This window comes from Streptosporangium sp. NPDC000509 (assembly GCF_042898365.1).
Classification (GTDB): Bacteria; Actinomycetota; Actinomycetes; order Streptosporangiales; family Streptosporangiaceae; genus Streptosporangium.
Map to the genome: position 1 here is coordinate 197,261 of NZ_JBIAYX010000010.1, position 25,803 is coordinate 223,063.

Sequence of the window (25,803 nt, forward strand, 5' to 3'; positions counted from 1 at the left end):
CTCAGGCCTCCAACCGGTAGCCGGCGCCGCGCACGGTCACCAGTGACGAGCGGCCGAACGGAGCGTCGATCTTGCGGCGCAGCGCGCTGACGTAGACCTCGATGATGTTCGGGTCACCGTCGTAGGAGAAGTCCCACGCCTGGGCCAGCAGCTCGCTCTTGGAGACGACCTCGCCCTGTCTGCGCGCCAGGCCGTGCAGGACCGCGAACTCCTTGGGCGTGAGGGAGATCTCCGTGTCGCCCCGGCGGCAGCGGAGCCCCGCCGGATCGACGGTCAGGTCGCCGACCACGATGGACACCGGCCGCGCCCCGCCGCCCCTGCGCACCAGCGCGCGCAGCCGGGCCAGCAGCACCACGTAGGAGAACGGTTTGGACAGGAAGTCGTCCGCGCCCGTGTCCAGGGCCTCGGCCTCGTCGTGCACCCCGTCCTTGGCGGTCAGCATCAGGATCGGCGTCCAGTTCTCCGCGTCGCGGAGCTTGGCGCAGACGGCGTAGCCGTTCATCCGGGGCAGCATGACGTCGAGCACGATCACGTCGTACGGGTTCTCGGTCGCCATCCACAGGCCGTCGCGCCCGTCGTACGCGACGTCGACGGCGAACCCTTCGCCTGCCAGCCCTTCCTTCAGGAGATGGGCCAGGCGTTTCTCGTCCTCAACCAGCAGCACGCGCATGCCGCTCAGACTGCCGTACCGCGCCTAAAGCCAACCTGAAGATGACTTCCGGCGCCTTCAGCCTGGGTTCAGGCAGCGGGCGGGAAGCTGTGGTCTCCGGAACCGCGGGCCGGTCCGCTTCCCGATTCGTTCATCGATCCGCCTGACATATCGATCCGTCTGACATCGATCCGTCTGACAAGGAGAACAAACACATGCGTATTCGCATGCTCGCCGCCGCCGTGGTGACCGCGGGGGCTCTGATGGCCACGCTGACCGGGGCCGCCACTGCCGACACCCCCACCCCCGCGCCCCTTCCCAAGGATGGTGTCGCGCGGCTCATCGACTGCGAGGGCGGCGGCAAGATAAGCCTGACGACGCGCACGCTCACCGAGGCCGAGCGCAAGGAACTGGAGAAGGGCGGAGCCGCTCTCGCGGTGCCCGCCGTCCCCGCCCCGCCGCTCGGGGAGACCGGTGAGGCCAGGAAGCCCGAAGCCGGCCGCGTCACGATCACCAAGGACTTCAGAGCGGCGAAGCCGGCCGCGGAGCCCCCCGCCCTGCCCGAGGACGTCACGGTCATGGCCGTGCCCGCCGTTCCCGCAGGGGTACCGGAGTCCGGCGAGGCGGCCACGCTCTCCACGGCCGTGCCCGTCCCCGATGGGGACGCGGTCACCGAGGTGAGGGTGGCGCAGAAGTCCTCGGAGGGCGACGTGCCCACCGTCACCTGCGTCATGAAGGCCGAGGAGAAGTGACCTCGCGGGGACGCCGTGCGAGCGGAGAGGCGTCCCCGTGAAGACCTGCGAACCGGCCGGGGCATCCGTGCGGGAATGGTCCGGCCGGTTCGCAGCCGGTTGCTCGGAGACGATCCGGGAAGCCTGGCAGGTCCGTGGCCACCGAGTCACGGAGCCACCGGGTCACGAAGCCACCGGGCCACAGAACCGCCGGACCGCGGAGCCGCCGGACCGCGGAGCCGCCGGGAACGACCGCGAGCGACAGCAGGACCGGCCCGGGAGTCGCGCCGTACGGGGGACGGTGCGGTTCACCCTCCGGTAAGGTCTTCCATCGCTCGTGCCCTGACTCGGGAAGAACGGGCTTCGAGCGATGGAAGACCTCCCGAAGGGGACGCGGTGTTCAACCTTCGGGGAAGGACGGGTGCGGCCCCAGGGCCCAGTACTCGTACAACCCGTAGCCGATCCGGCCGTCGTACTCGAAGCGGCCGACCGCGTCGACCATGCCCCACATCTTCTGGGCGTCCTCGGGCAGCGTGTGGGTGACGCCCTGGACCACCGGGTGGGAACCCTGGTACATGCCGTGCTTCCAGTCCGATTCCAGGCCATATCCGGTGCCCACCATCAGGTGCACCGGGAGAATCGGGACGCAGTGCAGGTCGAAGGGCTTCCCACCCGGCGGGGAGAAGGAGATCGTCGCCTCGCGCACCTCCCGGGTGCCGTCCAGGTACGTCGGGCGATACTCGGGACGGCCGAGATACTCCTCCTCACCCTCCCGCGCGGACCCGAACCCCCACACGCGCACCGCCTCCTCCAGGACTCGGCGGCCCTTCTCGTCCTCCTGGATGATGCAGAGGATGGCGTGGTCGTCGAACCGGACAGGCGTGTAGAGCCAGTAGAAAGTCCCCGCGTTGCGTGCCTGGATGCCCGGGGGCTCGGGCTCGCCGACGGGGCGGATGCCCCACGAGCGGTCGCGGGTGCCCTGCCAGCGGTCGGGGGTGACCTCGACGCGCTCGTCGCCGATCAGGATGTGCCCGGTCCACCGGCCGGTCTGGGCCATCCGCGAGGAGTCGAACACCACGCGCTCCTGCCAGCGCAGGAAGTGCCGGGGTTCGAGCGTGGCCGGTATGGTGCCCTCCCAGGTGAGGTCGAAGGACAGGCCGTGCTCCGTGGGGTCGAGCACCACCCGCAGCCGTCGCAGTCCCTCGATCACCTCGACCCTGAACGGGCCGACCCTCGTGTCCATCCGGTCGTCGCCGAGCTCCCGGGAGGCCCTGACCACGCGGTGCAGGTTCCGGTGGCGCACGCAGGCGAACGCGTCGGTGACCCCGAGGTTGGGATACTGGCCGAGACCGACGATGAGCATCAGCTCGTCGGATCCGGCGTGGCAGTTGAAGTAGTACCGGTCGTAGAAATTGCGGTCCGACGTCGTGACGTGCCGCATCACCTCGGACGACTGGTGTACGGGATGGTCGTCGAGGGGCGACAGCGTCATCGGTGCTCCTTGGGCCGGGGAACACGTTCTAACAAGTGCTTGGTGATCGGTCAACGGGTCGCCACCCGGAAGTTCGATCAATGGGGTACCGCGCGCAAATACGGCCGACGGGCCGCCACACGAAAGTACGGCCCGCACCTTCGCGGTGCGAGCCGTACTTTCTGCCGACGTCGTACGCCGTGATCGGTTGCGCGCCATGTCCGGGGGCCGAGCGGGAGCCCGGTCATCCGAGAGGCGCGCTCCGTCCCCTAAGGGGTGCTCTTCGGCGTTTGCGACGCGTGTTCGGCCTTGGTGTCGGCAGCCTTGTCGGTGACCTTGGCGCCGACCTCCTCGGCCTTCTTCACGGCGTCGTCCACCGCGCCGGAGGCCTTTCCGGCCACCGCCTCCGTCTTCTGACCCACCCACTGGGACGCGTCGGAGGCGCTCTCCTTCAGAGTGTCCGCCCACTGGTCGGCGTTCTTGCGGTACAGAACGTAGCCCGCCGCAGCGATCGCGATGCCCGTGAACAGCAGGAACATCGGTGTTTTCCTGGACTTCACGGGAGTGGGATCGATCCTCGCGGCGGCCTGGGACAGCGCGGCGCTGAGCTTCGGCGCGAGCTGCTCCTCGATCGAGTGCGCGGCGGCGTCAAGCCTCGGTGCCGCCCACCCACGTGCCACGATGATCTTCTCACTCGCCATGCCGCGGGCCTGGCCGGCCGCTTCACGGGCCTGGCCGGCCATCTCACGGGCTTGACCGGCCACATCGCGAGCCTGAAGGGCTACGTCATGTGCGTGCTGACTTGCCGCGTCACGGGCATGAACGGCCATCGGGCCGACCCGATCCGCGGCTCGGACGGCCTGAGCCTTCACGTGGCGCAGCCGCCTTTCCGGTGCCACGATCTTCATGTGGCGCTTTCCAAACAGTGCTAGAGGCACAACAACCTCCCCATTCGTTGGGGCCCCGTCGCCACCCCTTCCCGCTCGAAGGCGGCTCAATCATGACGGCCCGTGGGAGGATGCTTGGGGATGCGGCCACGGCCGAAATCGTCAAAGTGCCACAAAAGCAATACGTTGCTCAGGTATTGCCTACGACCTGAAGGGGGCAGTCCGATCATGGCTGAGAAGTTGATCGCGAACCTCAACACCAACCGCGGCAGCGTGAAGGTCCAGCTCTTCCCGGATCACGCGCCCAAGACCGTGAGAAACTTCGTCGAGCTCGCCGAGGGCACCCGCGAGTGGGTGCACCCGGAGACCGGCCAGAAGTCCACCGCCAAACTGTACGACGGCACGATCTTCCACCGGGTCATCTCGGGATTCATGATCCAGGGTGGCGACCCGCTGGGTCAGGGCGTCGGCGGCCCGGGTTACAAGTTCGACGACGAGATCCACCCGGACCTCTACTTCAACCGTCCCTACCTGCTCGCCATGGCCAACGCCGGTGTCCAGTTCGGCCGCGGCACCAACGGCTCGCAGTTCTTCATCACGGTCGTGCCCACGCCGCACCTGAACGGCAAGCACACCATCTTCGGTGAGGTGATCGAGGGCCAGGACGTCGTCGACGCCATCGCCAAGACCGACACCGACGCCCGTGACCGTCCCACGGAGCCCGTGGTTCTGGAGTCGGTGACCATCGAGCGCGTCCAGAGCTGATCTCATGCTCGGCGGCCTCCGTCGGAGGCCGCCGTTCGCGTTCCCGCACACCCTCGTCCGGCCCCGCTGGCCCCGTCCTCGGACGCGCCGGTCCCGTGCAGCCTCACCTCGGTCCTCGCCCGGCTCTTTCCGCCCCGTCCTTCGGACCCGCGCCGTCCTTCGAACCCGCATCGTCCCTCGGACCCGCCCCGTCCCTCGGATTCGCTCGTCCGAGACCGTCTCACCTCGACTTGGGCTTCGCCCGGTGCGGCTCAGTCGCCGTTCGCGGGTGCACAGGCGCTCGGGATCGTGAATAGGCTGGCAGTCTGTGGATAACAGCACGCTCGAAGGGGCCAGCCACACACATGACCACCCAGCCGTCCAACGAGCCCAACACCGTTGTCCCCACCTGCTACCGGCACCCGGAACGTGAGACCTACGTTCGCTGCCAGCGCTGCGAACGTCCTATCTGCCCCGACTGCATGCGCGACGCCTCGGTGGGCTTCCAGTGCCCCGAGTGTGTGAACGAGGGCAACAGGGGCATACGGCAGGCGCAGGCGGTCTTCGGCGGCCGGGCGGTCACCACCCCCCGGGTCACCTGGACGCTGCTGATCGTCAACATCCTGGCGTACGCCGTCGAGACCGTGAACACCAACTGGGTGCTCGCGAACTTCACGATGAACGCCTACGAGGTCGGTTATCAGGGCGAGTGGTGGCGCCTCATCACCGGTGCGTTCCTCCACCAGCCGCTGGGTGGCTCAAGCTGGGCACTGACCCACATCCTGTTCAACATGTGGGCGCTCTACGTCATCGGCCCCGAGTTGGAGCGGCGCCTCGGGTCGGCCAGGTTCCTGACGCTGTATCTTCTCTCCGCGCTCGGCGGATCCGTCGCGATCTACCTGTTCGGCATCGCCGCGGTCGGCGCCTCGGGCGCGATCTACGGCATGTTCGGCGCGCTGTTCGTGCTCGCGAGGAGGCTCGGCTACAACGCCCAGGGCGTGCTCTGGCTGATCGGCGTGAACGCCGTGATCACCTTCGTGATCCCCGGCATCAGCTGGCAGGGGCATCTCGGCGGCCTGATCGTCGGCACCCTGGTCGCCGTGATCTTCGCCTTCGCCCCCGCCAAAAACCGCAGCGCGATCCAATGGGGAGGTTGCGCGGTGATGCTGGTCGTCCTGGTCGCGATGGTGTTGGGTCTGCCACCGTTCGCCGTCCAGGCCGAGCTCGGGATCTTCGGTTGATCTCCACACCCTGATGCTTCCCCAGGGTGTGGACAATTCCTGTGGAAAAGCTAGCGCCACCGAGTGGACAGGACCACCCCGAGGATGATGAACGCGAACCCGACCAGCAGATTCCAGTTCTGAAGGTCGCCGAGGAGGGGCGCGGTGGGCGCCACATAGTAGACGGCGATCCACAGGATGCCGACGATCCAGCAGGTCACCATGACCGGCGCCAGCCAGCGCGGGCTGACCTTGATCTGCTGTGACGTCTGCGGCGGGGTGTAGACCGGCTTCTTACGAGTCTTGGGCTTGGGCACTGGGGTTCTTCTCCTGCGTCAACCCTGCGCGATCCGGATCGTGCGCAGGCCGTGTCGGTGAGCGTGGTCGCTAGCGTGTGAAGTTCCGTGTAAGGATAGTCGGCGCAGGTGGGCCGTGGCGATTCCACAGGGCACCATCCTGTGGCAAATGTTATGCCGGGCCCGTGATCCGGCTCGCCGCGGCGGCCTTTCCCGTCACTACCCTGCCCCCATGAGAGCAGCGCTGAGGGCTCTGGGCGACCTCAGCCTCACCGCGGGGCTGGTCGTCCTTCTCTTCTGCGCCTACCTGCTGTGGGGCACCGGCTCCTACACCGCCGAGCAGCAGGCGCTGCTGCGTGAGGAACTCCTGGCGCAAGCCCCACCGGGCGGGAAGGCGGGGGATCGGCGGGACAGGGCGGCCTGGCCGGTCCGGCTGGGCGGTGCGGTGGCGATGCTGACGATCCCCAGGCTCGGTGACGACTACCGGTACGCCATCGTGGAGGGCGTCGACCAGGATCGGCTGAGGATGGGCCCCGGGCACTACCCAGGAACCGCCATGCCAGGAAAAATCGGTAATTTCGTACTTTCGGGCCATCGGACCACCTACGCCGCTCCCTTCAACCGCATCGACGAGCTCCGCAGGGGCGATCTCATCCTGGTCGACACCCGCGCGACCCGCTACACCTACCGCGTCACCGGCAAGCGCGTCGTCGACCCCACCGAGATCGGCGTGATCGCCCCGGTCCCCGACCGGCCGGACCGCGAGCCGGACAGAGCGCTGATCACCCTGTCCACCTGCCACCCGGAGTACTCGGCCGCCCAGCGCCTCATCGTCTCCGGCGAGCTGGAAGGCCGTGAGAACCACCCGGTACGGCCCGGGTAACCAAGATCGGAAAGAAGGCGGGTCTCATGTACGGCTGGATCTGGCGAATGCTTCCCGGCAACCTCGTGACCAGGGTGTTCGCCACCCTGGTGCTGGTCGGGCTGGTCGCCGTCGTACTCTGGTATGTCGTGTTTCCCTGGATCGAACCTCGCATCTCCCTCGACCTGACCACCGTGGGCCGATGAACCGCGCCCTACCGGCCGTCGCGGGCCGACGAACCGCGGGCCGACGAACCGGCGCGGCCCGCCGAACCGGCGTGGACCGTTGAACAGGACCTTCCTGACCGCCCAGGGCTCGACGAACCGGTATGGGCCGTTGAACGGGACCCTCCTGACCGCCCAGGGCCCGACGAACCGCGTCGCCTCGACCGTCGTGGGCCGATGAGCCGGGTCCTCGTCGTCGACAACCACGACAGCTTCGTCCACACCATCGTTCAGTATCTCCGCGAACTCGGTGCCACCTGCGACGTGCGCCCGCGCGACCGGGTCACGGTCGAGGACACCCGTGGCTTCGACGGGGTCCTGATCAGCCCCGGCCCCGGCACCCCGGAGGACGCCGGGGTGAGCGTCCCGCTCGTCGGCCACTGCGAGGCCCACGGCATCCCGCTCCTCGGCGTCTGCCTGGGACACCAGGCCATCGCCGTCGCCCACGGGGCGACCGTGGCGCGGGCCCCCGAACTGGTGCACGGCCGCACCAGCGCGATCGAGCACGACGGACAGGGCGTCTTCGCCGGCCTGCCGTCCCCGGTGACCATGACGCGCTACCACTCGCTGGCGGTCCTGCCAGGGACGCTCCCCGAGGTCCTCACGGTCACCGCGACCACCGAGGACGGTGTGATCATGGGCTTGCGCCACCGTACCGCCCCCGTCGAGGGCGTGCAGTTCCACCCCGAGTCGGTGATCTCGGAACACGGTCGTCAACTGCTCGGAAACTGGCTGGAAAGATTGTTGTAACGCGGAACCCGTCCTGGGCGATTGACCAGTGAGAGCCCTTCCGCCATCGCCCCCGAGTGGCGGAAGGGCTCTTCCCCGTTTCAGGGCTCACCTGTTTTCCAGACCTCCCCGTCCCATGGCCCCCGCCTTCAGGACCTTTCCCGTTCGCGTGTCCCGTGCGCGTGCCTCTCAGCTTCGCGTGCCTCTCAGCGGGAGACCGCGCCGAGTCGGAGGACGGGAGACGACGAAGGCCCCCGCGGTCGCGAGGGCCTCCATCGGATGAAGCCGGTCAGCTGCTCGGATCAGAACTCGTCACTGGGCGCCTCGTCGAAGATCGTGCCCTCGTCGGGATTCGTGGGCGTCTCATCCGGCTGCTCGTCGGGAACGGTCGGCTGCTCATCGGGGAAGGTCGGCTGCTCGGTCGGCTGGGGCGGCGCCCCGCTCGACACGATCAGCGTGATGGTCGTCCCCGGCTGATACTTGCTGCCCGCCTCCGGAGACTGGCTCAGCACGGTGCCCTTGGGCAGGTCGCTCGGCTGCTCGGAGATCTTCGCCTTGAAGCCCGCCTCCTTGAGCGCTCTCGTGGCGTCCTCGACCGTGAGGTTCACCACGGACGGGACCTCCATCGCCTCCTTGGGGACGTAGATCCGGACGGTGCTGCCCTTGTTGGCCTTCTTGCCCGCCTCGGGCACGGTCTCGAAGACGATTCCCTGCTTGCGGCTGGAGGCCTTGGTCTGCACGCTGACCTTGAAGCCGGCATCCTCAAGGGTCTGCTTGGCCTCCTCCGTGGTCATGTTGAGCACGGAGGGCACCTCGACCTTCTCGACGCCCTTGGAGACCTTGAGCGTCACCTCGGTGTCCTTCTCGACCTCGGCGTCGGCCGCGGGATCGGTCTCGATCACCGACCCCTTCGGGATCTCGTCGTTGTACTCCTCGACCGTCTTCACCTTCAGGCCGAGCTCGGTCAGCTTGTTGGTCGCCGCCTCCTTGGTCTGCGAGACCAGCTGCGGGATCGTCACCTTGGCCGAGGCGGTGGGATCACCGGGCGAGCTGAGGAACTTGACGCCGACGCCGATGAAGGCACCGATGATCAACAGCGGGACGATGATCCACGCCGCGGTCTTGACCGCGGTGTTCCCGCCGCTCTGCTGCCGGCGTCGGCCGCCCCCGCCTCCGCCGGTGCGCCCGCCGCCGCCCTCCTCGCCGTACTCGTACGGGGGGACGGCGGTGGTGCGCTGGGTGGCGGGGCCGCCGGGGCCGGGCGGCTGCATCATCGTCCGGGTGGCCGAGCCGTACTCGTTGTTGGCGCTCAGGGCCATCGTCTGGGCGTCCGTCGGAATGCCGGACATCGCCCGCTGGATGTCGGCCCGCATCTCCCCGGCGCTCTGGTAGCGGTGCGCCGGGTCCTTCGCCATCGCCTTGAGCACGATGGCGTCGGCCCACGGCGGGATGTCGGGGTCGATCTGCGACGGCGGGATCGGGTCCTCGCGCACGTGCTGGTAGGCGATCGCGACCGGGGAGTCACCGGTGAACGGCGGCTGCCCGGTCAGCAGCTCGTACAGCACGCAGCCGGTGGAGTAGAGGTCGCTGCGGGCGTCGACCCGCTCGCCCCTCGCCTGCTCCGGTGAGAGGTACTGGGCGGTCCCGATCACCTGGGCGGTCTGCGTCATGGTCGCGGCCGAGTCGGCCATCGCGCGGGCGATGCCGAAGTCCATCACCTTCACGTCGCCGTTGCGAGTGATCATGATGTTCGCGGGCTTGATGTCGCGGTGGACGATGCCGCCGCGGTGGCTGTAGTCCAGCGCCCGCAGGATCCCGTCGACCAGCTCGGCGGCGCGCTCGGGCAGTAGCCGCCGGTCGGCTCGCAGCAGGTCGCGCAGCGTGCGGCCGTCGACGTACTCCATCACGATGTAGGGCACCGGCGCGCCCTCGGAGACGTCCTCGCCGGTGTCGTAGACCGCGACGATGGACGGGTGGTTCAGTGACGCGGCCGACTGCGCCTCCCGGCGGAAGCGCGCCTGGAAGATGTGATCCCTGGCCAGGTCCGCGCGGAGGGTCTTGATGGCGACGATCCGATCCAGCCGGATGTCTCGGGCGCGATAGACCTCGGCCATGCCGCCACGCCCGACGACGCCGTCAAGCTCGTAGCGATCGCCGAGGCGTCGGGGCTGAGTCATTTCCTGCACTGTCCCTTACCGTTCATCTTGGGTGCCGGTGAGCTCTTGGGCCACCGGTGTCCATCATCGACCCGTTCCCGCATCACGTCTCCTCGTTCGGTGGCTCTGTGTCACCGGGTTCAGGAGTCGGGCTCGGTGTGGGGCTCGGTGTCACCGTCGGGCTGGGTGTCGGGCTGGGCGTCGGGCTGGGGCTGGGCGGTGGCGACGTACTCGGCCTTACGGTGGGCGTGGCCGATGTGCTTACCGTAGCCGACGGCGTGACCGAAGGGCGGGCCGAGTTCGTCGGCGAGAGCGGCGGTCTGCTCGTCGGAGACCTGGTTTCCGTCGGTCTGGGGGTCGGAGACCTGGTGGCCGGGCTCGACCGTACGACCGGCTCTCCCGGCTCGTTGTCACCGGGCCGGCTCGTCAGCTCGTGGACCGCGAGGGCGCCCAGCCCGACCGCGGCGGCGCACCCCGCGACCGCTGCGACGATCACCGTCTTCCTGCGCAGGCCGCGGCGCCCGCGCACCGGAGCGGTGCCCGCCCCGTTCGCGCCCGCCCCGTTCGTGCCGGCGCCGTGACCGGGCCCAGGACCGGAACCCCCGCCCTGACCGGCCCCGGAACCCACGCCCGCGCCGAAACCCGCACCCGCACCCGCTCCCGCACCGGCACCCGCTCCCGCACCCGAACCGGGGCCGGACTCGGGCCGGGGAGGGACGGCGAGGGCGGAGGTGACCTCCTGAGGCCACTCGCTCGCGGGCTCCGCGCGCCAGCCCAGCGGGTCGGTGAGCATGCCGAGACCGGTGGAACCGGTGGAGGTCAGCGCGTCGAGCAGCATGTCCGCCCGCTCCGACAGCTCCCTGGCACCGGCAGGCCGCCGCAGCGGGTCCTTGGCCAGGCACGCCATGACCAGCTCGCGAACCGCGGGAGGGACGCTCGACGGCAGTGGCGGCGGTGGCTCGCCGATGTGCATGAGGGCGATCGCCACCTGCGTGTCGGCGCGGAACGGCGGCCGACCGGCCAGGCACTCGTAGGCGACCACCCCGAGCGAGTAGATGTCGGTGGCGGCCGTGAGCGGCTCGCCCGACGCCTGCTCGGGGCTGACGTACTGCGCGGTGCCCATCAGGATGCCGGTCTGGGTGACCGGCACGGCCTCCAGCGCTCGCGCGATGCCGAAGTCTGTGATCTTTATCACGCCCGCCTCGGTCACCAGGAGGTTCCCGGGCTTGATGTCCCTGTGGATGATCCCCGCGCGGTGCGCGGCGTGCAGGCCCATCGCGGTCTGGCGGACCACGTCGAGGGTGATCTCCGGGCTCAGCGCGCCGTCGCGTGCCAGGATGCCGGCGAGGGACTGTCCAGGCACCAGCTCCATCACCAGGTAGGCGACGCCCTCGCCCTCGCCGTAGTCGAAGACCTGCGCGATGCCGGGATCGGACAGCCCGGCCGCGATGCGCGCCTCGGAGCGAAACCGCAGACGGAAGGCCGGATCCTCCGCCACGTGCGGACGCAGCAGCTTCACGGCGACCTCACGGCCGAGGAGCTCGTCCTCGGCCCGCCACACCTCACCCATGCCGCCCGACGCGATCCGCCCCAGCGGGCGGTATCGGCCCCCGAGCAACGCGGTCATCTACCCAGCACCGCTTCCATCACGCTCTTGGCGATCGGGGCGGCGGTCTGACCACCGGAGGCGTCGCTGCCGGCGCTCCCGGACTCGACGATCAGCGCGACGGCGACCTTGGGGTCCTCGGCGGGGGCGAAGGAGATGAACCACGCGTGCGGGTCACGGCCCCTCGCGGTCTCGGCGGTGCCGGTCTTGCCGCCGACCGTCACCCCCGGGATCTGCGCCGCGCTCGCCGTACCCTTGTTGACGACGTTGACCATCATCTCCTGGAGCTTGCGCGCGCTGTCCTCGCTCATCGCGGTGTCCAGCTCGTCGGGGTCGGCGCTCTCGATCTCGCCGCCCTCGGCGTCCGCGATCTTGTCCACCAGGTACGGCTTCATGACCACGCCGTTGTTGGCGATGCCGGCGGCGACCATGGCCATCTGCAGCGGGGTCATCTGGTTGCTGCGCTGGCCGATCGAGGCCTGGGCGAGGGCCGCCTGGTCCTCCTCGGGGCCGATTCCGCTGCCCGCGACCGGTAGCGGGATCTCGATCGGATCGCCGCCGATGCCGAACTTGAGCGCCTGCTCGCGCAGCGCGTCGTAGCCGAGCTCCATCGCGATCTTGCCGAACGGGGTGTTGCAGGACTTCTCCAGCGCGAACGACAGCGTCACCACCCCGGCCCCGCACGCCGCACCGCCGTAGTTGGGCAGGTCGGCGGTGGTGCCGGGCAGATCGAGCCGCTGCGGGGCGTCGACCTGGGTCTCCGGGCCCACCGTGTCGTCGCTCTCCAGGTATGCGGCGGTGGTGACCACCTTGAAGGTCGAGCCGGGCGGGTAGGTGCGCTCGATGGCCCGGTTGACCAGCGGTTTGTCCTCGTCCTTGTCCAGCTTGTTGTAGGCCTTGTTGACGTCTTCCTTGCTGGGCTTGGACAGCAGGTTTGGGTCGTAGGTGGGGATCGAGACCATGGCGAGGATCGCCCCGGTCTTCGGCTCGATCGCGACCAGCGCGCCCTTCTTGCCGCTCTCGCCCAGCGCCTTGTACGCGGCCTCCTGCGCCCTGGGATTGATCGTCAGGTCGACGTTGGCGCCCTTGGTCTGCTTGGCGGTGAACAGGTCGATACTGCGCCGGATCAGCAGGTCGGCGCTGCTCCCGTCGAGCAGGCTGTTCTCCGCCCGCTCCATGTCGCGTTCGCTCTCCGGCGCGAAGAAGCCGGTGATGGGCGCGTAGATCTTGCCCTCGGGATAGCGCCGCTGGAAGCGGAACTCGGAGTCGCCGGTGTCGATCGACTCGGCGAGGATCTTGTCACCCGCGGTGATGCGACCACGCTCGACCTCGTACCGTGCGAAGAAGTTGCGCGTGTTGCGCGAGTCGTCGCGCAAATCCTCCGCCCGTACGGCCTGCAGGTAGTTCACGTTGATCATGAGCAGGCCGAACATGAGCAGGCAGGCAAAGGCGGCGCGCTTGAGGGGACCGTTCATCGCTGGAACACCTGCGTCATTCCTTCGTCCTGGATGGCCTGGGGCGGAGGCTTCCTCGCCGTATCCGACATGCGTACCAGCAGCGCGATAAGGATCCAGTTAGCCAGCAGCGCCGATCCGCCCTGGGACATGAACGGGGTGACCAGGCCGGTCAGCGGGATCAGGTTGGTCACGCCGCCCACGATGATGAAGACCTGCCAGGCGAGGATGAACGACAGGCCGCCGGCCAGCAGCTTGGAGAACGGCTCACGGGCCGCGATCGAGGTGCGCAGACCGCGCTCGACCAGCAGGGCGTAGACCATCAGCAGGGCCATCAGCCCGGTGAGGCCGAGCTCCTCGCCGGCGGCGGTGAAGATGAAGTCGGAGAAGGCGAGCGGGATCAGGTTGGGATGTCCCTGGCCGAGCCCGGTGCCGAGAACGCCGCCCTGCCCCATGGCGAACAGTCCCTGCATGAGCTGGAAGCTGCCGCCGAGCTCGCGGTCGTACAGCGCCGGGTTCTCCGGGTCGAGGAAGACCTCGAAGCGGGCCGCGACGTGGTCGAAGATGAGCCCCGCCAGGACCGCGCCGCCGACGAAGAGCAGGATGCCGATGAGCACCCACGAGGTGCGCTGGGTGGCGATGTAGAGCATCGCGATGAATGTGCCGAAGATCAGCAGCGAGGAGCCGAGGTCCTTCTGCAGGATCAGCACGCCCAGGCTGAGACCCCAGGTGATGAGGACCGGTCCCAGGTCGCGGGCCCGGGGCAGGTCGATGAAGAGCAGTCGCCGCCCGGCCAGGGCGAGCACGTCGCGCTTGGCGACCAGGTAGCCGGCGAAGAAGATGACCAGGGCGAGCTTGGTGAACTCCGCGGGCTGGAGGGTGAAACCGCCGACGCCGATCCAGATGCGCGCGCCGTTGATCTCCTTGCCGATGAACGGCAGCAGCGGTGAGATCAGCAGGGCGAGGCCGAGGGCGCCCATGGTGTAGGTCAGACGCTGCAGCGCGCGGTGGTCGCGCAGCACGATCAGCGTCACGGAGAACATGACGACCCCGACGCCGGTCCACAGCAGCTGGCCGGTGGCCGAGGCACCCGGCATGCCGGAGGCCTCAAGGCGGTAGATGACCACCAGCCCGATGCCGTTGACCAGCGTCACCAGCGGCAGGATCAGCGGATCGGCCCAGGGGGCGAACTTCGCCAGGACCAGGTAGGCGGCGAGCATGAGACCACCCAGGCCGAGGCCGTAGGTGAGCATTCCCGATGGGATCTGGTTGTCGAGGGCCAACCCCACGTTGGCGTACGCCAGCATCACGATGGCGACCGCGAATGCGAGCATCGCCAACTGGGCCACCCGCCGTTTGGCGGGAAGCGGGACCGGCTCGGCGCTAGGGGTGCTCATGTGTCTACTGTGACCTTGTGGGTTCGGGGGCCCTGGCGGGCGCGGAGGACGCGGAGGCGCTCGGGGTCGCGGTCGGCTCTTCCTTCCGATCGGCTTTGGCCGCGGACGACTTCAGCTCTTCGATCTTCTTCAGGCCCGCTTCGACGGTGGGAACGGGGATGCCGTCGCGGACCTGACCCTGCTGGAACGCTCCGAGGGAGGTGATCGATTCCGCGGTGCTCTGGGCCACGTCGAAGAGCTCGAAGGGGCCGAGGTTGGTCTTCACGCCCTGGAAGACCACGATCTCGTTGCCCTTGGCACCCACGAAGTACTGGTCTTCCAGCCATTGGCCGCCGAAATACCAGCCCAGGCCGCCTCCGACGACGACGACGCCGCCCACCACGGCCAGGAGCGGCCACAGCCGGCGGCGTTTGGCGGGCCGGGCCGCGGACCTGATGATCGGCTCGTCGATGTCGTCGTCGTCGGAGATGACGGGCTGCGGCATGGTGACCGCGCTGGCGCGACCCGCGGGGGTGTCCGGCGGCTCCGACCGCGGCATGTTGGAACCCGCGGCGCCGACCACGGCCGCGTCGGTGCGCGGCACGTGGCTCTCGTCCACCTCCAGCACGTCGGCGAGGACGCAGGTGATGTTGTCGGGGCCGCCGCCACGGTTGGCCAGGTCGATGAGGGTGCGGACCACCCCCTCCGGGTCTTCGATCGTGGAGAGCGTGTGGTGCAGTGTCTCGGCGCTCACCACCCCGGACAGGCCGTCGGAGCAGAGCAGGTAGCGGTCGCCGACCTGGGCCTCGCGCAGGGACAGGTCGGGGTCGACCTCACCGCTGCCGTCGAGCGCCCGCAGCAGGATCGACCGCTGTGGATGGGTGGCGGCCTCGTCCTGGGTGATGCGGCCGTCGTCCACCAGTGACTGCACGAGGGTGTGGTCGTGCGTGATCTGGTAGAGCTCCCCGGCACGCAGCAGGTAGGCACGTGAGTCGCCGACGTGGACCAGGGCGACCCTCGTCCCCGACCAGAGCATGGCGGTGAGGGTGGTGCCCATGCCCTTGAGGCTGGGATCGCGCCCCACCATCTCGTGCAGCTTGCGGTTGGCGTCGCGTACCGCGGCCTCGATGGCGCTGAGCAGGTCACCCCCCTGGGCGTCCACGTCGAGCGAGGACATCGCGGCGATGGCGACCGAGCTGGCCACCTCGCCGTGTGCGTGGCCGCCCATGCCGTCCGCGACGGCGAGCAGGCGGCCGCTGGCGTAGGCGGAGTCCTCGTTGCCTTCGCGGAGGAGGCCGACGTCGGAGCGGGCGGCGTAACGGAGTGCGATGGTCATTTGCGCAATTCGATGACGGTCTTACCGATGCGGATCGGAACACCGAGCGGCACCGGAGTCGGACGGGTGACTTTGGAGCGGTCGAGATACGTGCCGTTGGTCGAGCCGAGATCTTCCACGATCCACTGACCGTCCTGGGGAAAGAGCCGGGCGTGCCGGCTGGAGGCGTAGTCGTCGCTGACTACCAGCGTCGCGTCGTTCGCCCGGCCGATGGTGATGGGCGTCTCCGAGAGGGTAATGGTGGTGCCTTGGAGGGGGCCACCGGTAACGATCATCTCCCGTGGCTCCCCCTTCCTGGATTTGGCCGCGGGCTTCACCGGCTTGGGGGCCTTGCGCGCGGGGACGGCGGCGGCCGTGCGTGATCCGAACAAGTCTGTCCGGATCACACCGACCGCGGCAATCACGAAGAACCACAGCACCGCGAGGAAGGCGAGCCGGATCAGCAGCAGCGTGAGCTCGGACATGGACCGTCTGTTTACCTTTAATCGCGCCGGAAAACCAGAGTCGTTCGCCCCAGCGTCACACGAGTGCCGTTCTGGAGCTCGACCCGGCGAACCGGCTGGCCGTTGACGAAGGTGCCGTTCGTGGAGCCGAGGTCGACGAGCGCGACCAGGGGGCCCTCCACTCGCAGCTCGGCGTGGTGCCGGGACACACCCGGGTCGACCAGCCGTAGATCGCAGTCGGTGCCTCTGCCGAGCAGGGTCACCGGTGTTGTCAGGTCGAAGGACCGCTGGCCCTGCGGGTCGTCCTGGGTGGAGACCAGCAGGCGGGGGCGGCCGCCGAAGGCGTGCGACCGTGCGGGGGGCACGTCGCTCACCGGGGTTCGGATCTCGTCCTGCTCGACCGTCGCGCCGCGGATCACGCCCGAACGGATGCGGAACAGGCCGACCGCGAGGTCGTCGGCCGTCTCGAAGCGGACCCTGACCGGTCCCACGAAGGAGTAGCCCTGTTCCTTGGCGTACTCCCTGGCGAGGTTGGCCAGCTCGTGGCTGATGCTGTCGGAGTAAACCTCCAACCGCTCGCTGTCGGTCGTGGACAGTTCGACCACGAAGTCGTTGGGCACGAGAGTGCGGCCCTGGGCGACGATCGCCGCCCGCTCGTCCATTTCCCGTTGGACCGCACTGGCGACCTCTACCGGCTGAAGGTCAGATTTGAACGCCCGCGCAAAGGCTCCCTCGACCAAGCCTTCGAGCCTCCGCTCGAAACGCTGAAGGACTCCCATCGGGTACCTCCCCTCCTCCGTCTATCTGGTCGCGGCCGCTTGGGGGCTCGTTGGCTCGTTCCTCGCTCTCTCGCACCCAGCTGCTCCGCTTCCGCATCTAGGAGGATCGTATCCGGGTTCATGGGTACCGGCTGATTCGTGCTAATGTTTCGACCGCACCCAACAAGGGCGGGTGGCGGAACGGCAGACGCGCACGGTTCAGGTCCGTGTGTCCGAAAGGACGTGAGGGTTCAAATCCCTCCTCGCCCACAAGATCACTACCCCGGTCATGCGAGCATCGCGACCGGGGTCTTGTCGTTTTCCGGGAAACCGCGTATTCATCTGAGCCGTCCGTAAGGTCTCGTGCCGGACCGAGTGGATCATCGATCAAGATAGTCGCTCGCTCCGTTATAGAGAAGTCTCAGGGGTTACGCATGGGTCTTGTGGTTTTTGGCCCACTACGGCATGCCTCACCCTTCTACCCTGCCGTGCTTGCTGATCACTTTCGGATGACTTGCAGGGGTTCGCCGGTGTCCGGATTACGCTGACAGAGAACACGGGCCGGGGAAAGAATCTTTCCCCGGCCCGCGCCGTCTCCCGCCGATCCCGAGATCGGTTCTGCCGGCTCCCGACGGCTCCCGACGGCTCCCGCCGCTCGGCGGGTCGCGAGTCAGGAGGGCCCGCTAGCGGGTCGCGAGCACCCGCACGTCCAGGACCTCGCCGAGCAGGTCCGTGAGGCTCACCATGCCGACCACCTCGCCGCCGTTCTCCGTGACCAGGCCCAGGTGCGCGTGGGCGTCCTGGAGCGTGGAGACCGCGTCGGGGATCGTGGTGGCCTTGTCCAGGCGGGGCACCGGGCGGGCGAGCTCGGCGGGGCTCGCCTCCGGCCGGACGAGGATGTCCCTGACGTGCACCACGCCCAGGACGTCGCCCGGCCTGCCGGAGGTGACCAGCATGCGCAGGTGCCCGTCGCGTGCGGCGACCTGGCGCATCTGCTCGCTCGTCGCGTCGTCGGGCACCGAGGTGGTCTTCTCCAGCGGCAGCATCAGCCGCTCCACCGGCTGCTGATGAACCCGCAGGGCCCGGGTGAGCAGGTCGTGCTCGTCGCGGTCGAGCAGGCCCATCCGGCCCGACTCGCCGACCAGCATCGCCAGCTGGACCGGGGTCCTGGTGGTGGCCAGCTCGTCCTTGGGATCCACCCCGAACAGCCTCAGGATCCCGTTCGTCAGGCCGTTGAGCGTGGCGAGCACCGGCCTCATGAGCCAGGTGAAGCCGCGGAACGGCATGGCCAGCCCCATCGCCGCGGTCTCCGGGTGGGTGAGCGCCCACGACTTGGGGGCCATCTCGCCGATCACCATGTGCAGGAAGGTGACGAACGCCAGCGCGATCACGAGCGAGACCGCGACCCGCAGCGACTCGGGCAGGCCGACCGCGCCGAAGACCGGCTCCAGCAGGTGCTCGATGGCCGGCTCCGTCACCATGCCGAGGCCGAGCGAGCACAGCGTGATGCCCAGCTGGGCTCCGGCCAGCATCAGGGAGAGCTCCCTGCTGCCGCGCACGGCGGCGCGGGCGGCGAGCCGGGTGAACCGGCCACCCTTGCCCGCCATCTCCTCCAGGCGGTGCCTGCGAGCCGAGATCACCGCGAACTCGGCGGCGACGAAGAAGGCGTTGCCGATCAGCAGGGCCACGCCGAGCAGGAGGGCGGAGACGGTGCTCATCGCCGCCTCACCCCGCTCCGCTCGATCATGGGCGGCTCGGGGCCACGCTGGATCATCCGCGGCGCGTTCATCTCCGGCTCTTCCTCGTCCCCGGTCTTCCCGGGTCTCGTCTCCGTGTCCTGGTCGCCATCGGTCTCCCGCGGCGCGTTGAGCGACAGCCGAACCCACTCCGGGACCCTGCGGTGCACGGAGAGCACCGTGAGCACCGCCTCCTCCTCGTCGACGTCGTCGCTCTCCAGCGGATCGTGCCGCGGCGTCAGCGTGACGGTCGCCTCGTCGCCGGGTTCGGTCATCCGGCCGAGGGTGGCGAGCACCAGGCCCGCGACGGTGTCGTAGTCGTCGCTCTCGGGGAGCTGCAGCCCGATGGCCCGCTCGATCTCGTCCAGCCGGAGCGTGCCCGGGAGGTCCCAGGTGCCCTCCTCGCCCACGACGACCCCCGCGGGCTCCGGGTCGTTCTCGTCGATGAGCTCGCCGAAGAGCTCCTCGGCGAGGTCCTCGATGGTGACCACGCCGGCCAGGCCGCCGTACTCGTCGATGACGCACGCCAGGTCGTCGCGGGCGGTGCGCATGCGCTCCAGGACGAGAGGCAGCGGTGACGAGGTGGGCACCAGGAGCGCGGGACGGGTGATCTTCTCCAGCCTGCCGTCGGTCAGCCCCGACTTGAGCAGCTCGCGTACGCCGGTGACGCCGACCACGTCGTCGCCGTTCTGGTCGCAGAGCACCGGGTAGCGGGAGTGACCGTGCCTGCGGACCGCGTCGACCAGGTCGGAGATCGGCCGGTCGTCCCTGAGCAGCACCAGGCGGGGGCGCGGCACCATCACGTCCTCCGCGGTGCGGTCACCGAACTCCAAAGCTCGCTCCAGCAGCTCCGACAGCCTCGGAGGCAGGTCACCCGCCGTGGCGGACTCGGAGATGATCCGCGACAGCTCCTCGGGGCTCGCGCCGTGCTCGATCTCCTCCACCGGCTCCACGCCGACCCGGCGCAGCAGGCCGGTGGCGGCGGAGTCGAACAGCCGGACGACCGGTCCGGCGATCCGCAGGTAGATCAACGTCGAGCGGGCGAGGAACTTCGCCACGGGCTCGGGGCGGGCGATGCCCAGGTTCTTGGGGGCCAGCTCGCCGAAGACCATCTGGATCACCGTGGCGATCGTGACGGCGAGCGCCACGGCGATGCCGGGTACGGCCCCCGACGGCACTCCCGCGTCCTCCAGCCAGGGACGGACGACCGTGGCGATGGCGGGTTCGGAGAGGAAGCCGACGAGCAGGGCGGTCACGGTGATGCCGAGCTGCGCGCCCGACAGCATGAACGACAGCCGTTTCGTCACTTCCAGAGCCCGTACCGCGGCCGCGTCGCCGGAGTCGGCCTGCTCGCGCAGCACACCCCGGTCCGCCGCGACGAAGGCGAACTCCTGTGCGACGAAGTAACCGGTGGCGAAGGTGAGGAGGAGGATGGCCAGAAGGCCCAAAGCCGTGTTCACCGGGCGACTCTCCCGGTTGGTTCAGTGGTGCCCGTGCGTTCGCACGGGCAGATACTCCACGAGTCCGGAGTGGACACGATCATCCTTTCGAGCAGAGGTAGTCCTCTACCGTAACGATCCGGGTGGGGGTCAATGTTTCCGGATCGGCCGACGATCGCATTGTCGGTCGCTAACCACCTGTCTGAGTACTTTTACATAGGGAAACCTTGGCCGTCTCGCGGCAGGTTCCTGAGCCACGACGTAGCGTCGATAATGACGTTTTCACCATGAGATCGAGAAGTGGCGGGACAAGACGTGGCTGACAGGCCCGAAGACGACGATCGCACCCGCGCGTTGCGATCGCCCACGCCGGGGCCCGTGCCGTCGAGAGCGGCCGGGCAGCCCGCCTACCCCTCGCCTGGCGGCCCGGGGACGCCCGTCCGGGGGGCGTCGGCCTCCTCACGGGAGACACCCGTCCGACAGGAGGCGTCCGCGCGCGAGGTGCCGCCCTCCCGGGGAGGCGGGCGGGTGTACGGCAAGGCCAGATCGGGTTCCGGCCCGGTCAGGCCGCTGAACGCCCCCTCGGCCCAGCCGGGGGGTTCGGGCGGAGGCTCCGGCGGCCAGGGCGGCGGGTTCGCGTCGCGCATGCCCGCCTGGCGGCCGAAGCGCCCCGGCAGGCTCGCCGTGCGGATCCTCGCCGGACTGGTCGTCGTGCTGCTCATCCTGGTCGTCGTCGGGTATTTCACGGTCAACTCGCGGCTGACCCGGGTCGAGGCGCTCACCGACTACGAGGGCCGTCCCGCCGACACTCCCGGCACCAACTGGCTGCTGGTCGGCTCCGACAGCCGCGAGGGCCTGACCGCGGCCCAGCGCAAGAAGCTCGCCACGGGCAAGGCGGTGGGCCGCAGGACCGACACGATGATGCTGCTGCACATCCCCGAGGGCGACGACCGCCCGACCCTGGTCAGCCTCCCGCGTGACTCGTACGTGCCGATCGACGGCCACGGCAGCAACAAGCTCAACGCCGCCTACGCCTTCAAGGGCGGCCAGCAGTTGCTTCCCAAGACCGTGGAGCAGGTCACCGGGCTGCGCATCGACCACTACATGGAGATCGGCTTCGGCGGCTTCGTGGGGATCGTGGACGCCATCGGCGGGGTCGAGATCAACGTCAAGCAGGCGATCAAGGATCCCAAGGCGGGGATCGACCTGAAGAAGGGCCTGCAGACCATGGACGGCGGGACGGCCCTCGGCTACGTCCGCACCCGCGCCACCGGCGCGATCCCCGACCTCGACAGGACCCAGCGCCAGCGCCAGTTCTTCTCCGCGGTGGTGAAGAAGGCGGCGAGCCCCGGCGTCCTGATCAACCCCTTCACCTCCGTCCCGCTCGCGCTGAGCGCGGCCGACTCGGTGACCGTCGGCGAGGAGACCGGCGCGTTCGACCTGCTCTCCCTCGGCCTCGCCATGGGCGGCGACCCGATCACCACGGTCGTGCCCATCGGTTCCCTGCCCACCATCGACGGCCAGTCCGTCGTCAAGTGGGACCGGGAGAAGGCCCTGCGCATGTTCGAGGCCCTCGCCCAGGACAAGCCCGTCCCCAAGGACGCCCTCGGCAAGTGACCTCCTCCCCGGCCTTCCGACTCCCCGGCCTTCCGACTCCCCGGCCTTCCGAGGACCTCGGCCCAGCTCGTTTTCGATCTTCGCGACCCGCTCGTCCCGTACCGGACAACGGCGCCGGAGGCCGAACGGAGGCGACCGGGCCGCGTCCTTCGGAGACCGGGGAGTCCCGTCGTGTCACGCGGGAGCGGGGCGAGGCGTCGAGGGGCGGCGGGGTCGAGGCGGTCGGCGTCGTCGTGTCACGCGGGAGCGGGGCGAGGACTTCGCGGTTGTAAGCAGTCCGTAATCGATCGAGGGCGGCGCCGCGGATAGCGTCGGCGTCGAGGCCGGAGGGACATCTCGGCTTTCTCCTCGTGGCCGGAAGCCGCGGGACCCGACGCCGGAGGTATCCCATGAGAGTCAAGAGGTTGCTCCGACACCCCGTCACCTGGGGCGTCCTGGCGTTGGGCGCCGTCGCGCTCGGTGTCGCGCTGTACCTGTTCCAGCCGTGGCGCCTGTTCACCGTCGTCGAGGTGAACGAGGCGCTGCCCGTGGCGACCGCGCCACCCGGAGCCGAGGCCGCCCCGCAGGGTGAGCCTTCCGAGCCCTCGACGTCTTCCGCGTCCTCGGAGCCCTCGGCGCCCTCCGAATCCCCTGCGCCCGCTCGGGAGCCGAAGACCCTGTCCAAGGGCACGTTCGTCTCCCACGAGCACAAGACCGAGGGCAGGGCGAGGGTGCTGGAGCTGCCCGACGGGAGCCGGGTCCTGCGGATCGAGGACCTGAACACCTCCGACGGGCCTGACCTGCGGGTCTGGCTCAGTGACCAGCCCGTCAAGGAGGGCACCGCGGGATGGTTCAACCTGGACGACGGCAAGCACCTCGAACTCGGCGACCTGAAGGGAAACAGGGGCAACGCCAACTACGCCATTCCTGCCGGAGCCGACCTCGACAGCCTGAAGTCCGTCACCATCTGGTGCAAGCGCTTCAGCGTCTCCTTCGGCGCCGCCGCCCTGACCTGACACAATCTCCGACCCATGAGGGTTTCTGAGGAACTGCACGCGATCGGCCGCCCGCTCGTCGAGGCGCAGCTCGCCCACCCGACGGTGGTGGGCATCGCACGGGGAGACCTGCCGGAGCCGGTGTTCCGGTCGTGGCTGGAGCAGGACTACCTGTTCCTGCTCGACTACGTCCGTGTCTTCTCGCGACTCGCCTGGCAGGCTCCGGACGGGCATCTGGGCGACCTGGTGGACCTGGCGCACGCCACCTTCCACGAGGAGTTGAGCCTGCACCGGTCGCTGTCGGCCGAGTTCGACGCCGACCTCGGCGGCGCGAGGAAGGGGCCGGCCTGCGCGGCGTACACCTCCTTCCTGCTCGACTCCGCGGCCGTCTACGCCGACGGTCTGGCCGCGCTCTACCCCTGCATGTGGGGCTACTCCACGCTCGGCCGCGTCCTGGCGGAGAACCCGCCCGAGGAGCCCCGCTACCGCGCCTGGGTGGACACCTACGCGCACCCCGCCTTCGCCGAGCTGACCGAGCGCATCGCGGTGATGATCGACGAGGTGACGCCGGACCCCGGCAGGGCGGGGAGGCTGTTCGCCGAGGGGATGGCTCACGAACTCGCCTTCTGGGACGTGCCCTGAGAGCGGGACGTGGGTGAACGTCTCCGGCGGCCGGGTCCCTCCGCCGGATTATCCGTTCTCCGCGAGGCGCTCCCGGCCGCCCTCGGCGAACGGCTTCCCCGCCCTGCCGGAGACGGATGATCAGGCAGGCCGGATGTCCCTAATTAGCCTGCTATCAGGGGAAATTGAAGGTCCGGATGAGGGCATCCGAGCGGCTTCGTGCCCCATCCGGTGGGGGACGTTGGAACAATGAGCGCATGAGTGTTCCTGAAGTTGAGGTGCAGGCCGTGCCGGAAGACGCGTTCCTGCTCGACGTACGCGAGAACGACGAGTGGCGTGCCGGGCACGCGCCCGGTGCCGTCCACATCCCCCTGGGCGAGCTGCAGGCGCGGGTCGACGAGGTGCCCAAGGACACACCCGTCTACGTGGTCTGCCGGGTCGGCGGCCGTTCCGCGAACGCCGCCGCCTGGCTCAACCACGTCGGCTGGGACGCGATCAACGTCGGCGGCGGCATGCGGTCCTGGGACGGCGCGGGACGCCCGATGGTCGCCGAGAGCGGCCAGGACCCCTTCGTCGCCTGAGCCGTACGCACCGCGCGAGGGGAAGCCCTCGACGGGGCGCGAGCGGAGACTCCGGCCGGGCCGCGAGGAAAGAGCCGTCGGCGAGGTGTGAGGCGAACTTTTGCCGGGCCGCGCCGCGAAAGGAAGCCCTTGGCGAGGCGCGAGGGGACTTCCGCCGGGGAGCGACGCGAGGGGGAGACTTCCGCCGGGGAGCGAGAGGGGGCATGCCGGGACGTGCGGGGAAGGTCTTGCCGGGATGTGAGGGGGAGCCCTTGCTAGGAAAGGAATGAATGGCATAATCGGGGCGAATGTCTACCGCGGGAGCTCGGGCGTAACCGGGCTGAGAGGGCGGAATCACGCAGAGGGTCTCGAACCCTCCGACGCGCCGCCGACCGCATGAACCTGTCCGGGTAATGCCGGCGTAGGGAGTGTGCGTGATGACGTCTGCCGCCGTTGATTCCACCAAGGGCCCCGGCGATCCCGGGGACTCAGGGGCGGTCGAGGCGCCCCTCACGCTCGGCGAGGCTCCTCCCAAGGCCCTCGGCGTGCTCGACCAGGGCGCGCTCTGGGCCAACCTGGGAGTCAGCCTGCTCGGGTTCTCCGGTGCGATCGCCCTGATCAACCCGCTCGGGGACCGGCCGCTGAGCTTCGTGGCCGCGATCCTGGCCGCCGTCGTGGGCAGCGTCATCGGTACCGCGATGGTCGGCCTGGCCGCGATTCCCGGGCAGCGGACCGGTGCTCCGGCGATGGTCCTGCTGCGCGGCCTCTTCGGGGCCAGGCTCTCCTACCTGCCGACCGTGCTGAACATCATCCAGATGCTGGGCTGGGGGGCCTTCGAGCTGTGGGTGATCGCCCAGGGCGCCCAGGCCATCGCCGGGTCCTTCGGTGTCGAGGTGCCCTACGCGGTCTGGGTGATCGTCGCGGGGGTGATCACCACCGCGCTCACCATCCGGCCGCTGGGAGCGGTCCGCCTGCTCCGCAGGTACGTCACCGCCGGTGTGGTGATCTCGATGATCTGGTTCACGATCGCGCTCTTCCAGCGGGGACCGGCGATCGGCGGCGGATCCTGGGAGGCGTTCGCCCCCGCGGTCGACTACGTGATCGCGCTGTCGGTCTCGTGGGTGCCGGTCGCGGCGGACTTCGCCCGCTTCTCCCGCTCCGGCAGGGCCGCGTTCACCGGGGTCGTCGGCGGCTACACGATCGCCCAGGTGGCCTGCCTCGTCCTCGGCATCGCGGCGCTCGCACTGGTCGGCAACGACCCGAACCAGGTCTGGGACCCCTTCGTCGCCGCGGCGCTCGGCCCGCTGTTCTTCGGCATCCTGGTGCTGCGCGAGACCGACCAGTCGTTCGTGAACGTCTACTCCACCGCGATGTCGCTGCAGAACCTGCTGCCCAGGCTGGACCGCCGGATCATCTCCGTCGCCATCGGCGTGCTGGTCACCCTGCTCGCGATCTTCGTCAACGCCGAGACCTACACCGGCTTCCTCGGCCTCATCGGAGCGGTCTTCGTGCCGATGTTCGCGGTGCTCGCCGCGGACTACTTCCTGCTCGGCGGCGCCGATCGCTGGGACACCTCGGAGACCGCGCCCTCGCGCCCGCTCATGGTGGTCGCGTGGGTGCTGGGTTTCGTGACGTGGTGGATGCTCGCCGCACTGCCGACCGCTCCGGAGGTCGCGTGGTGGACCTCGTTCTGGAACGGTGTCCGCGACGCGCTCGGCTTCGTCCCGCAGCCGTGGATGAGCGCGTCCGTCGGCGCGTTCCTCGTCGCGGGCCTCGCCACCCTTGCCCTCGGCGCGCTCCGGCGCCGCTCCTGACCGTGCCGGCCGTACGGTTTCCGGTCGGTGGCATACGAGGGCGTACGGCTTCCTGTCGCACGGGAACGTACGCCTTCGACCGGGCGGGGAGGGACGGGCG

24 protein-coding genes, 1 tRNA gene and 1 riboswitch are annotated in these 25,803 nt (G+C 69.3%); of the genes, 12 read left to right on the forward strand and 13 right to left on the reverse strand.

The genetic code is table 11. From position 1 onward, the window contains the following. Position 1 precedes the first annotated feature (1 nt). A complete protein-coding gene (locus ACFY3D_RS19995; RefSeq protein ID WP_350941994.1) occupies positions 2 to 670 on the reverse strand; it encodes a response regulator transcription factor in 669 nt (222 codons plus the stop codon). A 194-nt stretch (positions 671 to 864) separates the two neighbouring features. Here ACFY3D_RS19995 and ACFY3D_RS20000 point away from each other — a divergent pair, with 194 nt between their 5' ends. Next, the gene (locus ACFY3D_RS20000) at positions 865 to 1,401 is read left to right on the forward strand and encodes a hypothetical protein (RefSeq protein ID WP_389981220.1); all 537 of its coding nucleotides are present in this window, start codon (positions 865 to 867) and stop codon (positions 1,399 to 1,401) included. 379 nt (positions 1,402 to 1,780) lie between these two features. Here the strand turns inward: ACFY3D_RS20000 and ACFY3D_RS20005 are convergent, their stop codons facing one another. Continuing rightward, positions 1,781 to 2,872 (reverse strand): hypothetical protein, encoded by a 1,092-nt coding sequence (locus ACFY3D_RS20005; protein ID WP_389981222.1) that lies wholly within the window; start codon positions 2,870 to 2,872, stop codon positions 1,781 to 1,783. A 248-nt stretch (positions 2,873 to 3,120) separates the two neighbouring features. Continuing rightward, positions 3,121 to 3,615 carry a hypothetical protein gene (locus ACFY3D_RS20010; RefSeq protein ID WP_389981224.1) on the reverse strand — a complete coding sequence of 165 codons (495 nt, stop codon included), beginning with the start codon at positions 3,613 to 3,615 and terminating at the stop codon, positions 3,121 to 3,123. Between the two features lie 351 nt (positions 3,616 to 3,966). Here ACFY3D_RS20010 and ACFY3D_RS20015 point away from each other — a divergent pair, with 351 nt between their 5' ends. Next, positions 3,967 to 4,503, forward strand: coding sequence for a peptidylprolyl isomerase (locus ACFY3D_RS20015; protein ID WP_350942001.1), 537 nt, complete (start codon positions 3,967 to 3,969; stop codon positions 4,501 to 4,503). A gap of 344 nt (positions 4,504 to 4,847) precedes the next feature. Further along, a complete protein-coding gene (locus ACFY3D_RS20020; protein ID WP_389981226.1) occupies positions 4,848 to 5,723 on the forward strand; it encodes a rhomboid family intramembrane serine protease in 876 nt (291 codons plus the stop codon). A gap of 50 nt (positions 5,724 to 5,773) precedes the next feature. On the opposite strand, the gene ACFY3D_RS20025 is transcribed toward ACFY3D_RS20020, so the two are convergent. After that, positions 5,774 to 6,019 (reverse strand): cell division protein CrgA, encoded by a 246-nt coding sequence (locus ACFY3D_RS20025; protein ID WP_362513423.1) that lies wholly within the window; start codon positions 6,017 to 6,019, stop codon positions 5,774 to 5,776. Positions 6,020 to 6,230: 211 nt separating this feature from the next. Between ACFY3D_RS20025 and ACFY3D_RS20030 the strand changes: the two genes are divergently transcribed. The 3 genes from ACFY3D_RS20030 (at position 6,231) to ACFY3D_RS20040 (ending at position 7,834) form a co-directional block, all read left to right on the forward strand. Then, on the forward strand, positions 6,231 to 6,881 hold the full coding sequence (locus ACFY3D_RS20030) for a class E sortase (RefSeq protein ID WP_389981228.1): 651 nt from the start codon (positions 6,231 to 6,233) through the stop codon (positions 6,879 to 6,881). 26 nt (positions 6,882 to 6,907) lie between these two features. Further along, positions 6,908 to 7,066 carry a hypothetical protein gene (locus ACFY3D_RS20035; protein ID WP_350942005.1) on the forward strand — a complete coding sequence of 53 codons (159 nt, stop codon included), beginning with the start codon at positions 6,908 to 6,910 and terminating at the stop codon, positions 7,064 to 7,066. A gap of 195 nt (positions 7,067 to 7,261) precedes the next feature. Next, on the forward strand, positions 7,262 to 7,834 hold the full coding sequence (locus ACFY3D_RS20040) for an anthranilate synthase component II (protein ID WP_389981230.1): 573 nt from the start codon (positions 7,262 to 7,264) through the stop codon (positions 7,832 to 7,834). A gap of 281 nt (positions 7,835 to 8,115) precedes the next feature. Here ACFY3D_RS20040 and pknB read toward each other — a convergent pair whose 3' ends face one another. The 7 genes from pknB to ACFY3D_RS20075 form a co-directional block, all read right to left on the reverse strand. Continuing rightward, a complete protein-coding gene (gene pknB, locus ACFY3D_RS20045; protein WP_389981232.1) occupies positions 8,116 to 9,990 on the reverse strand; it encodes a Stk1 family PASTA domain-containing Ser/Thr kinase in 1,875 nt (624 codons plus the stop codon). Positions 9,991 to 10,072: 82 nt separating this feature from the next. Next, complete coding sequence (locus ACFY3D_RS20050) at positions 10,073 to 11,596, reverse strand: protein kinase (RefSeq protein ID WP_389981234.1); 1,524 nt, start codon at positions 11,594 to 11,596, stop codon at positions 10,073 to 10,075. Then, positions 11,593 to 13,050, reverse strand: coding sequence for a peptidoglycan D,D-transpeptidase FtsI family protein (locus ACFY3D_RS20055; RefSeq protein ID WP_389981236.1), 1,458 nt, complete (start codon positions 13,048 to 13,050; stop codon positions 11,593 to 11,595). The genes ACFY3D_RS20050 and ACFY3D_RS20055 overlap by 4 nt, the downstream gene beginning before the upstream one ends. Further along, entirely contained in the window at positions 13,047 to 14,426 is a 1,380-nt protein-coding gene (locus tag ACFY3D_RS20060; RefSeq protein WP_389981238.1) for an FtsW/RodA/SpoVE family cell cycle protein, read from the reverse strand. Before ACFY3D_RS20060 ends, ACFY3D_RS20055 begins: the two co-directional genes overlap by 4 nt. Before the next feature lie 4 nt (positions 14,427 to 14,430). Next, positions 14,431 to 15,741, reverse strand: coding sequence for a PP2C family protein-serine/threonine phosphatase (locus tag ACFY3D_RS20065; protein WP_389981240.1), 1,311 nt, complete (start codon positions 15,739 to 15,741; stop codon positions 14,431 to 14,433). Continuing rightward, positions 15,738 to 16,205, reverse strand: a complete 468-nt coding sequence (locus tag ACFY3D_RS20070) for an FHA domain-containing protein (RefSeq protein ID WP_350942014.1) — start codon at positions 16,203 to 16,205, stop codon at positions 15,738 to 15,740. The genes ACFY3D_RS20065 and ACFY3D_RS20070 overlap by 4 nt, the downstream gene beginning before the upstream one ends. 17 nt (positions 16,206 to 16,222) lie before the next feature. Next, on the reverse strand, positions 16,223 to 16,963 hold the full coding sequence (locus tag ACFY3D_RS20075; protein ID WP_350942016.1) for a DUF3662 and FHA domain-containing protein: 741 nt from the start codon (positions 16,961 to 16,963) through the stop codon (positions 16,223 to 16,225). A gap of 166 nt (positions 16,964 to 17,129) precedes the next feature. Between ACFY3D_RS20075 and ACFY3D_RS20080 the strand changes: the two genes are divergently transcribed. Then, positions 17,130 to 17,212, forward strand: a tRNA-Leu gene (locus tag ACFY3D_RS20080). A gap of 413 nt (positions 17,213 to 17,625) precedes the next feature. Here the strand turns inward: ACFY3D_RS20080 and ACFY3D_RS20085 are convergent. Next, on the reverse strand, positions 17,626 to 18,660 hold the full coding sequence (locus tag ACFY3D_RS20085; protein ID WP_350942017.1) for a hemolysin family protein: 1,035 nt from the start codon (positions 18,658 to 18,660) through the stop codon (positions 17,626 to 17,628). Further along, positions 18,657 to 20,138, reverse strand: a complete 1,482-nt coding sequence (locus ACFY3D_RS20090; RefSeq protein WP_389981242.1) for a hemolysin family protein — start codon at positions 20,136 to 20,138, stop codon at positions 18,657 to 18,659. The genes ACFY3D_RS20085 and ACFY3D_RS20090 overlap by 4 nt, the downstream gene beginning before the upstream one ends. Positions 20,139 to 20,645: 507 nt before the next feature. Between ACFY3D_RS20090 and ACFY3D_RS20095 the strand changes: the two genes are divergently transcribed. The 5 genes from ACFY3D_RS20095 to ACFY3D_RS20115 all read left to right on the forward strand — a co-directional run bounded on the left by ACFY3D_RS20095 (position 20,646) and on the right by ACFY3D_RS20115 (position 25,703). Next, a complete protein-coding gene (locus tag ACFY3D_RS20095) occupies positions 20,646 to 21,734 on the forward strand; it encodes an LCP family protein (RefSeq protein WP_389981244.1) in 1,089 nt (362 codons plus the stop codon). Positions 21,735 to 22,123: 389 nt separating this feature from the next. Continuing rightward, positions 22,124 to 22,729 carry a DM13 domain-containing protein gene (locus ACFY3D_RS20100; RefSeq protein WP_389981246.1) on the forward strand — a complete coding sequence of 202 codons (606 nt, stop codon included), beginning with the start codon at positions 22,124 to 22,126 and terminating at the stop codon, positions 22,727 to 22,729. Between the two features lie 15 nt (positions 22,730 to 22,744). After that, positions 22,745 to 23,350, forward strand: a complete 606-nt coding sequence (locus ACFY3D_RS20105; RefSeq protein WP_389981248.1) for a TenA family protein — start codon at positions 22,745 to 22,747, stop codon at positions 23,348 to 23,350. Between the two features lie 236 nt (positions 23,351 to 23,586). Next, positions 23,587 to 23,910 (forward strand): rhodanese-like domain-containing protein, encoded by a 324-nt coding sequence (locus ACFY3D_RS20110; protein ID WP_350942023.1) that lies wholly within the window; start codon positions 23,587 to 23,589, stop codon positions 23,908 to 23,910. Positions 23,911 to 24,196: 286 nt separating this feature from the next. Next, positions 24,197 to 24,335, forward strand: a riboswitch (TPP riboswitch). Continuing rightward, positions 24,327 to 25,703 carry a purine-cytosine permease family protein gene (locus tag ACFY3D_RS20115; protein WP_389981250.1) on the forward strand — a complete coding sequence of 459 codons (1,377 nt, stop codon included), beginning with the start codon at positions 24,327 to 24,329 and terminating at the stop codon, positions 25,701 to 25,703. It overlaps the preceding riboswitch by 9 nt. Positions 25,704 to 25,803: the final 100 nt, after the last annotated feature.

Excerpts from the sequence above, each read along its gene's own strand:
- ACFY3D_RS19995 (WP_350941994.1), bottom strand. The coding sequence starts at position 670 with ATGCGCGTGCTGCTGGTTGAGGACGAGAAACGCCTGGCCCATCTCCTG.
- ACFY3D_RS20000 (WP_389981220.1), top strand. The coding sequence starts at position 865 with ATGCGTATTCGCATGCTCGCCGCCGCCGTGGTGACCGCGGGGGCTCTG.
- ACFY3D_RS20005 (WP_389981222.1), bottom strand. The coding sequence starts at position 2,872 with ATGACGCTGTCGCCCCTCGACGACCATCCCGTACACCAGTCGTCCGAG.
- ACFY3D_RS20015 (WP_350942001.1), top strand. The coding sequence starts at position 3,967 with ATGGCTGAGAAGTTGATCGCGAACCTCAACACCAACCGCGGCAGCGTG.
- ACFY3D_RS20020 (WP_389981226.1), top strand. The coding sequence starts at position 4,848 with ATGACCACCCAGCCGTCCAACGAGCCCAACACCGTTGTCCCCACCTGC.
- ACFY3D_RS20030 (WP_389981228.1), top strand. The coding sequence starts at position 6,231 with ATGAGAGCAGCGCTGAGGGCTCTGGGCGACCTCAGCCTCACCGCGGGG.
- ACFY3D_RS20035 (WP_350942005.1), top strand. The coding sequence starts at position 6,908 with ATGTACGGCTGGATCTGGCGAATGCTTCCCGGCAACCTCGTGACCAGG.
- ACFY3D_RS20040 (WP_389981230.1), top strand. The coding sequence starts at position 7,262 with ATGAGCCGGGTCCTCGTCGTCGACAACCACGACAGCTTCGTCCACACC.
- pknB (WP_389981232.1), bottom strand. The coding sequence starts at position 9,990 with ATGACTCAGCCCCGACGCCTCGGCGATCGCTACGAGCTTGACGGCGTC.
- ACFY3D_RS20050 (WP_389981234.1), bottom strand. The coding sequence starts at position 11,596 with ATGACCGCGTTGCTCGGGGGCCGATACCGCCCGCTGGGGCGGATCGCG.
- ACFY3D_RS20055 (WP_389981236.1), bottom strand. The coding sequence starts at position 13,050 with ATGAACGGTCCCCTCAAGCGCGCCGCCTTTGCCTGCCTGCTCATGTTC.
- ACFY3D_RS20060 (WP_389981238.1), bottom strand. The coding sequence starts at position 14,426 with ATGAGCACCCCTAGCGCCGAGCCGGTCCCGCTTCCCGCCAAACGGCGG.
- ACFY3D_RS20065 (WP_389981240.1), bottom strand. The coding sequence starts at position 15,741 with ATGACCATCGCACTCCGTTACGCCGCCCGCTCCGACGTCGGCCTCCTC.
- ACFY3D_RS20070 (WP_350942014.1), bottom strand. The coding sequence starts at position 16,205 with ATGTCCGAGCTCACGCTGCTGCTGATCCGGCTCGCCTTCCTCGCGGTG.
- ACFY3D_RS20075 (WP_350942016.1), bottom strand. The coding sequence starts at position 16,963 with ATGGGAGTCCTTCAGCGTTTCGAGCGGAGGCTCGAAGGCTTGGTCGAG.
- ACFY3D_RS20085 (WP_350942017.1), bottom strand. The coding sequence starts at position 18,660 with ATGAGCACCGTCTCCGCCCTCCTGCTCGGCGTGGCCCTGCTGATCGGC.
- ACFY3D_RS20100 (WP_389981246.1), top strand. The coding sequence starts at position 22,124 with ATGAGAGTCAAGAGGTTGCTCCGACACCCCGTCACCTGGGGCGTCCTG.
- ACFY3D_RS20105 (WP_389981248.1), top strand. The coding sequence starts at position 22,745 with ATGAGGGTTTCTGAGGAACTGCACGCGATCGGCCGCCCGCTCGTCGAG.
- ACFY3D_RS20110 (WP_350942023.1), top strand. The coding sequence starts at position 23,587 with ATGAGTGTTCCTGAAGTTGAGGTGCAGGCCGTGCCGGAAGACGCGTTC.
- ACFY3D_RS20115 (WP_389981250.1), top strand. The coding sequence starts at position 24,327 with ATGACGTCTGCCGCCGTTGATTCCACCAAGGGCCCCGGCGATCCCGGG.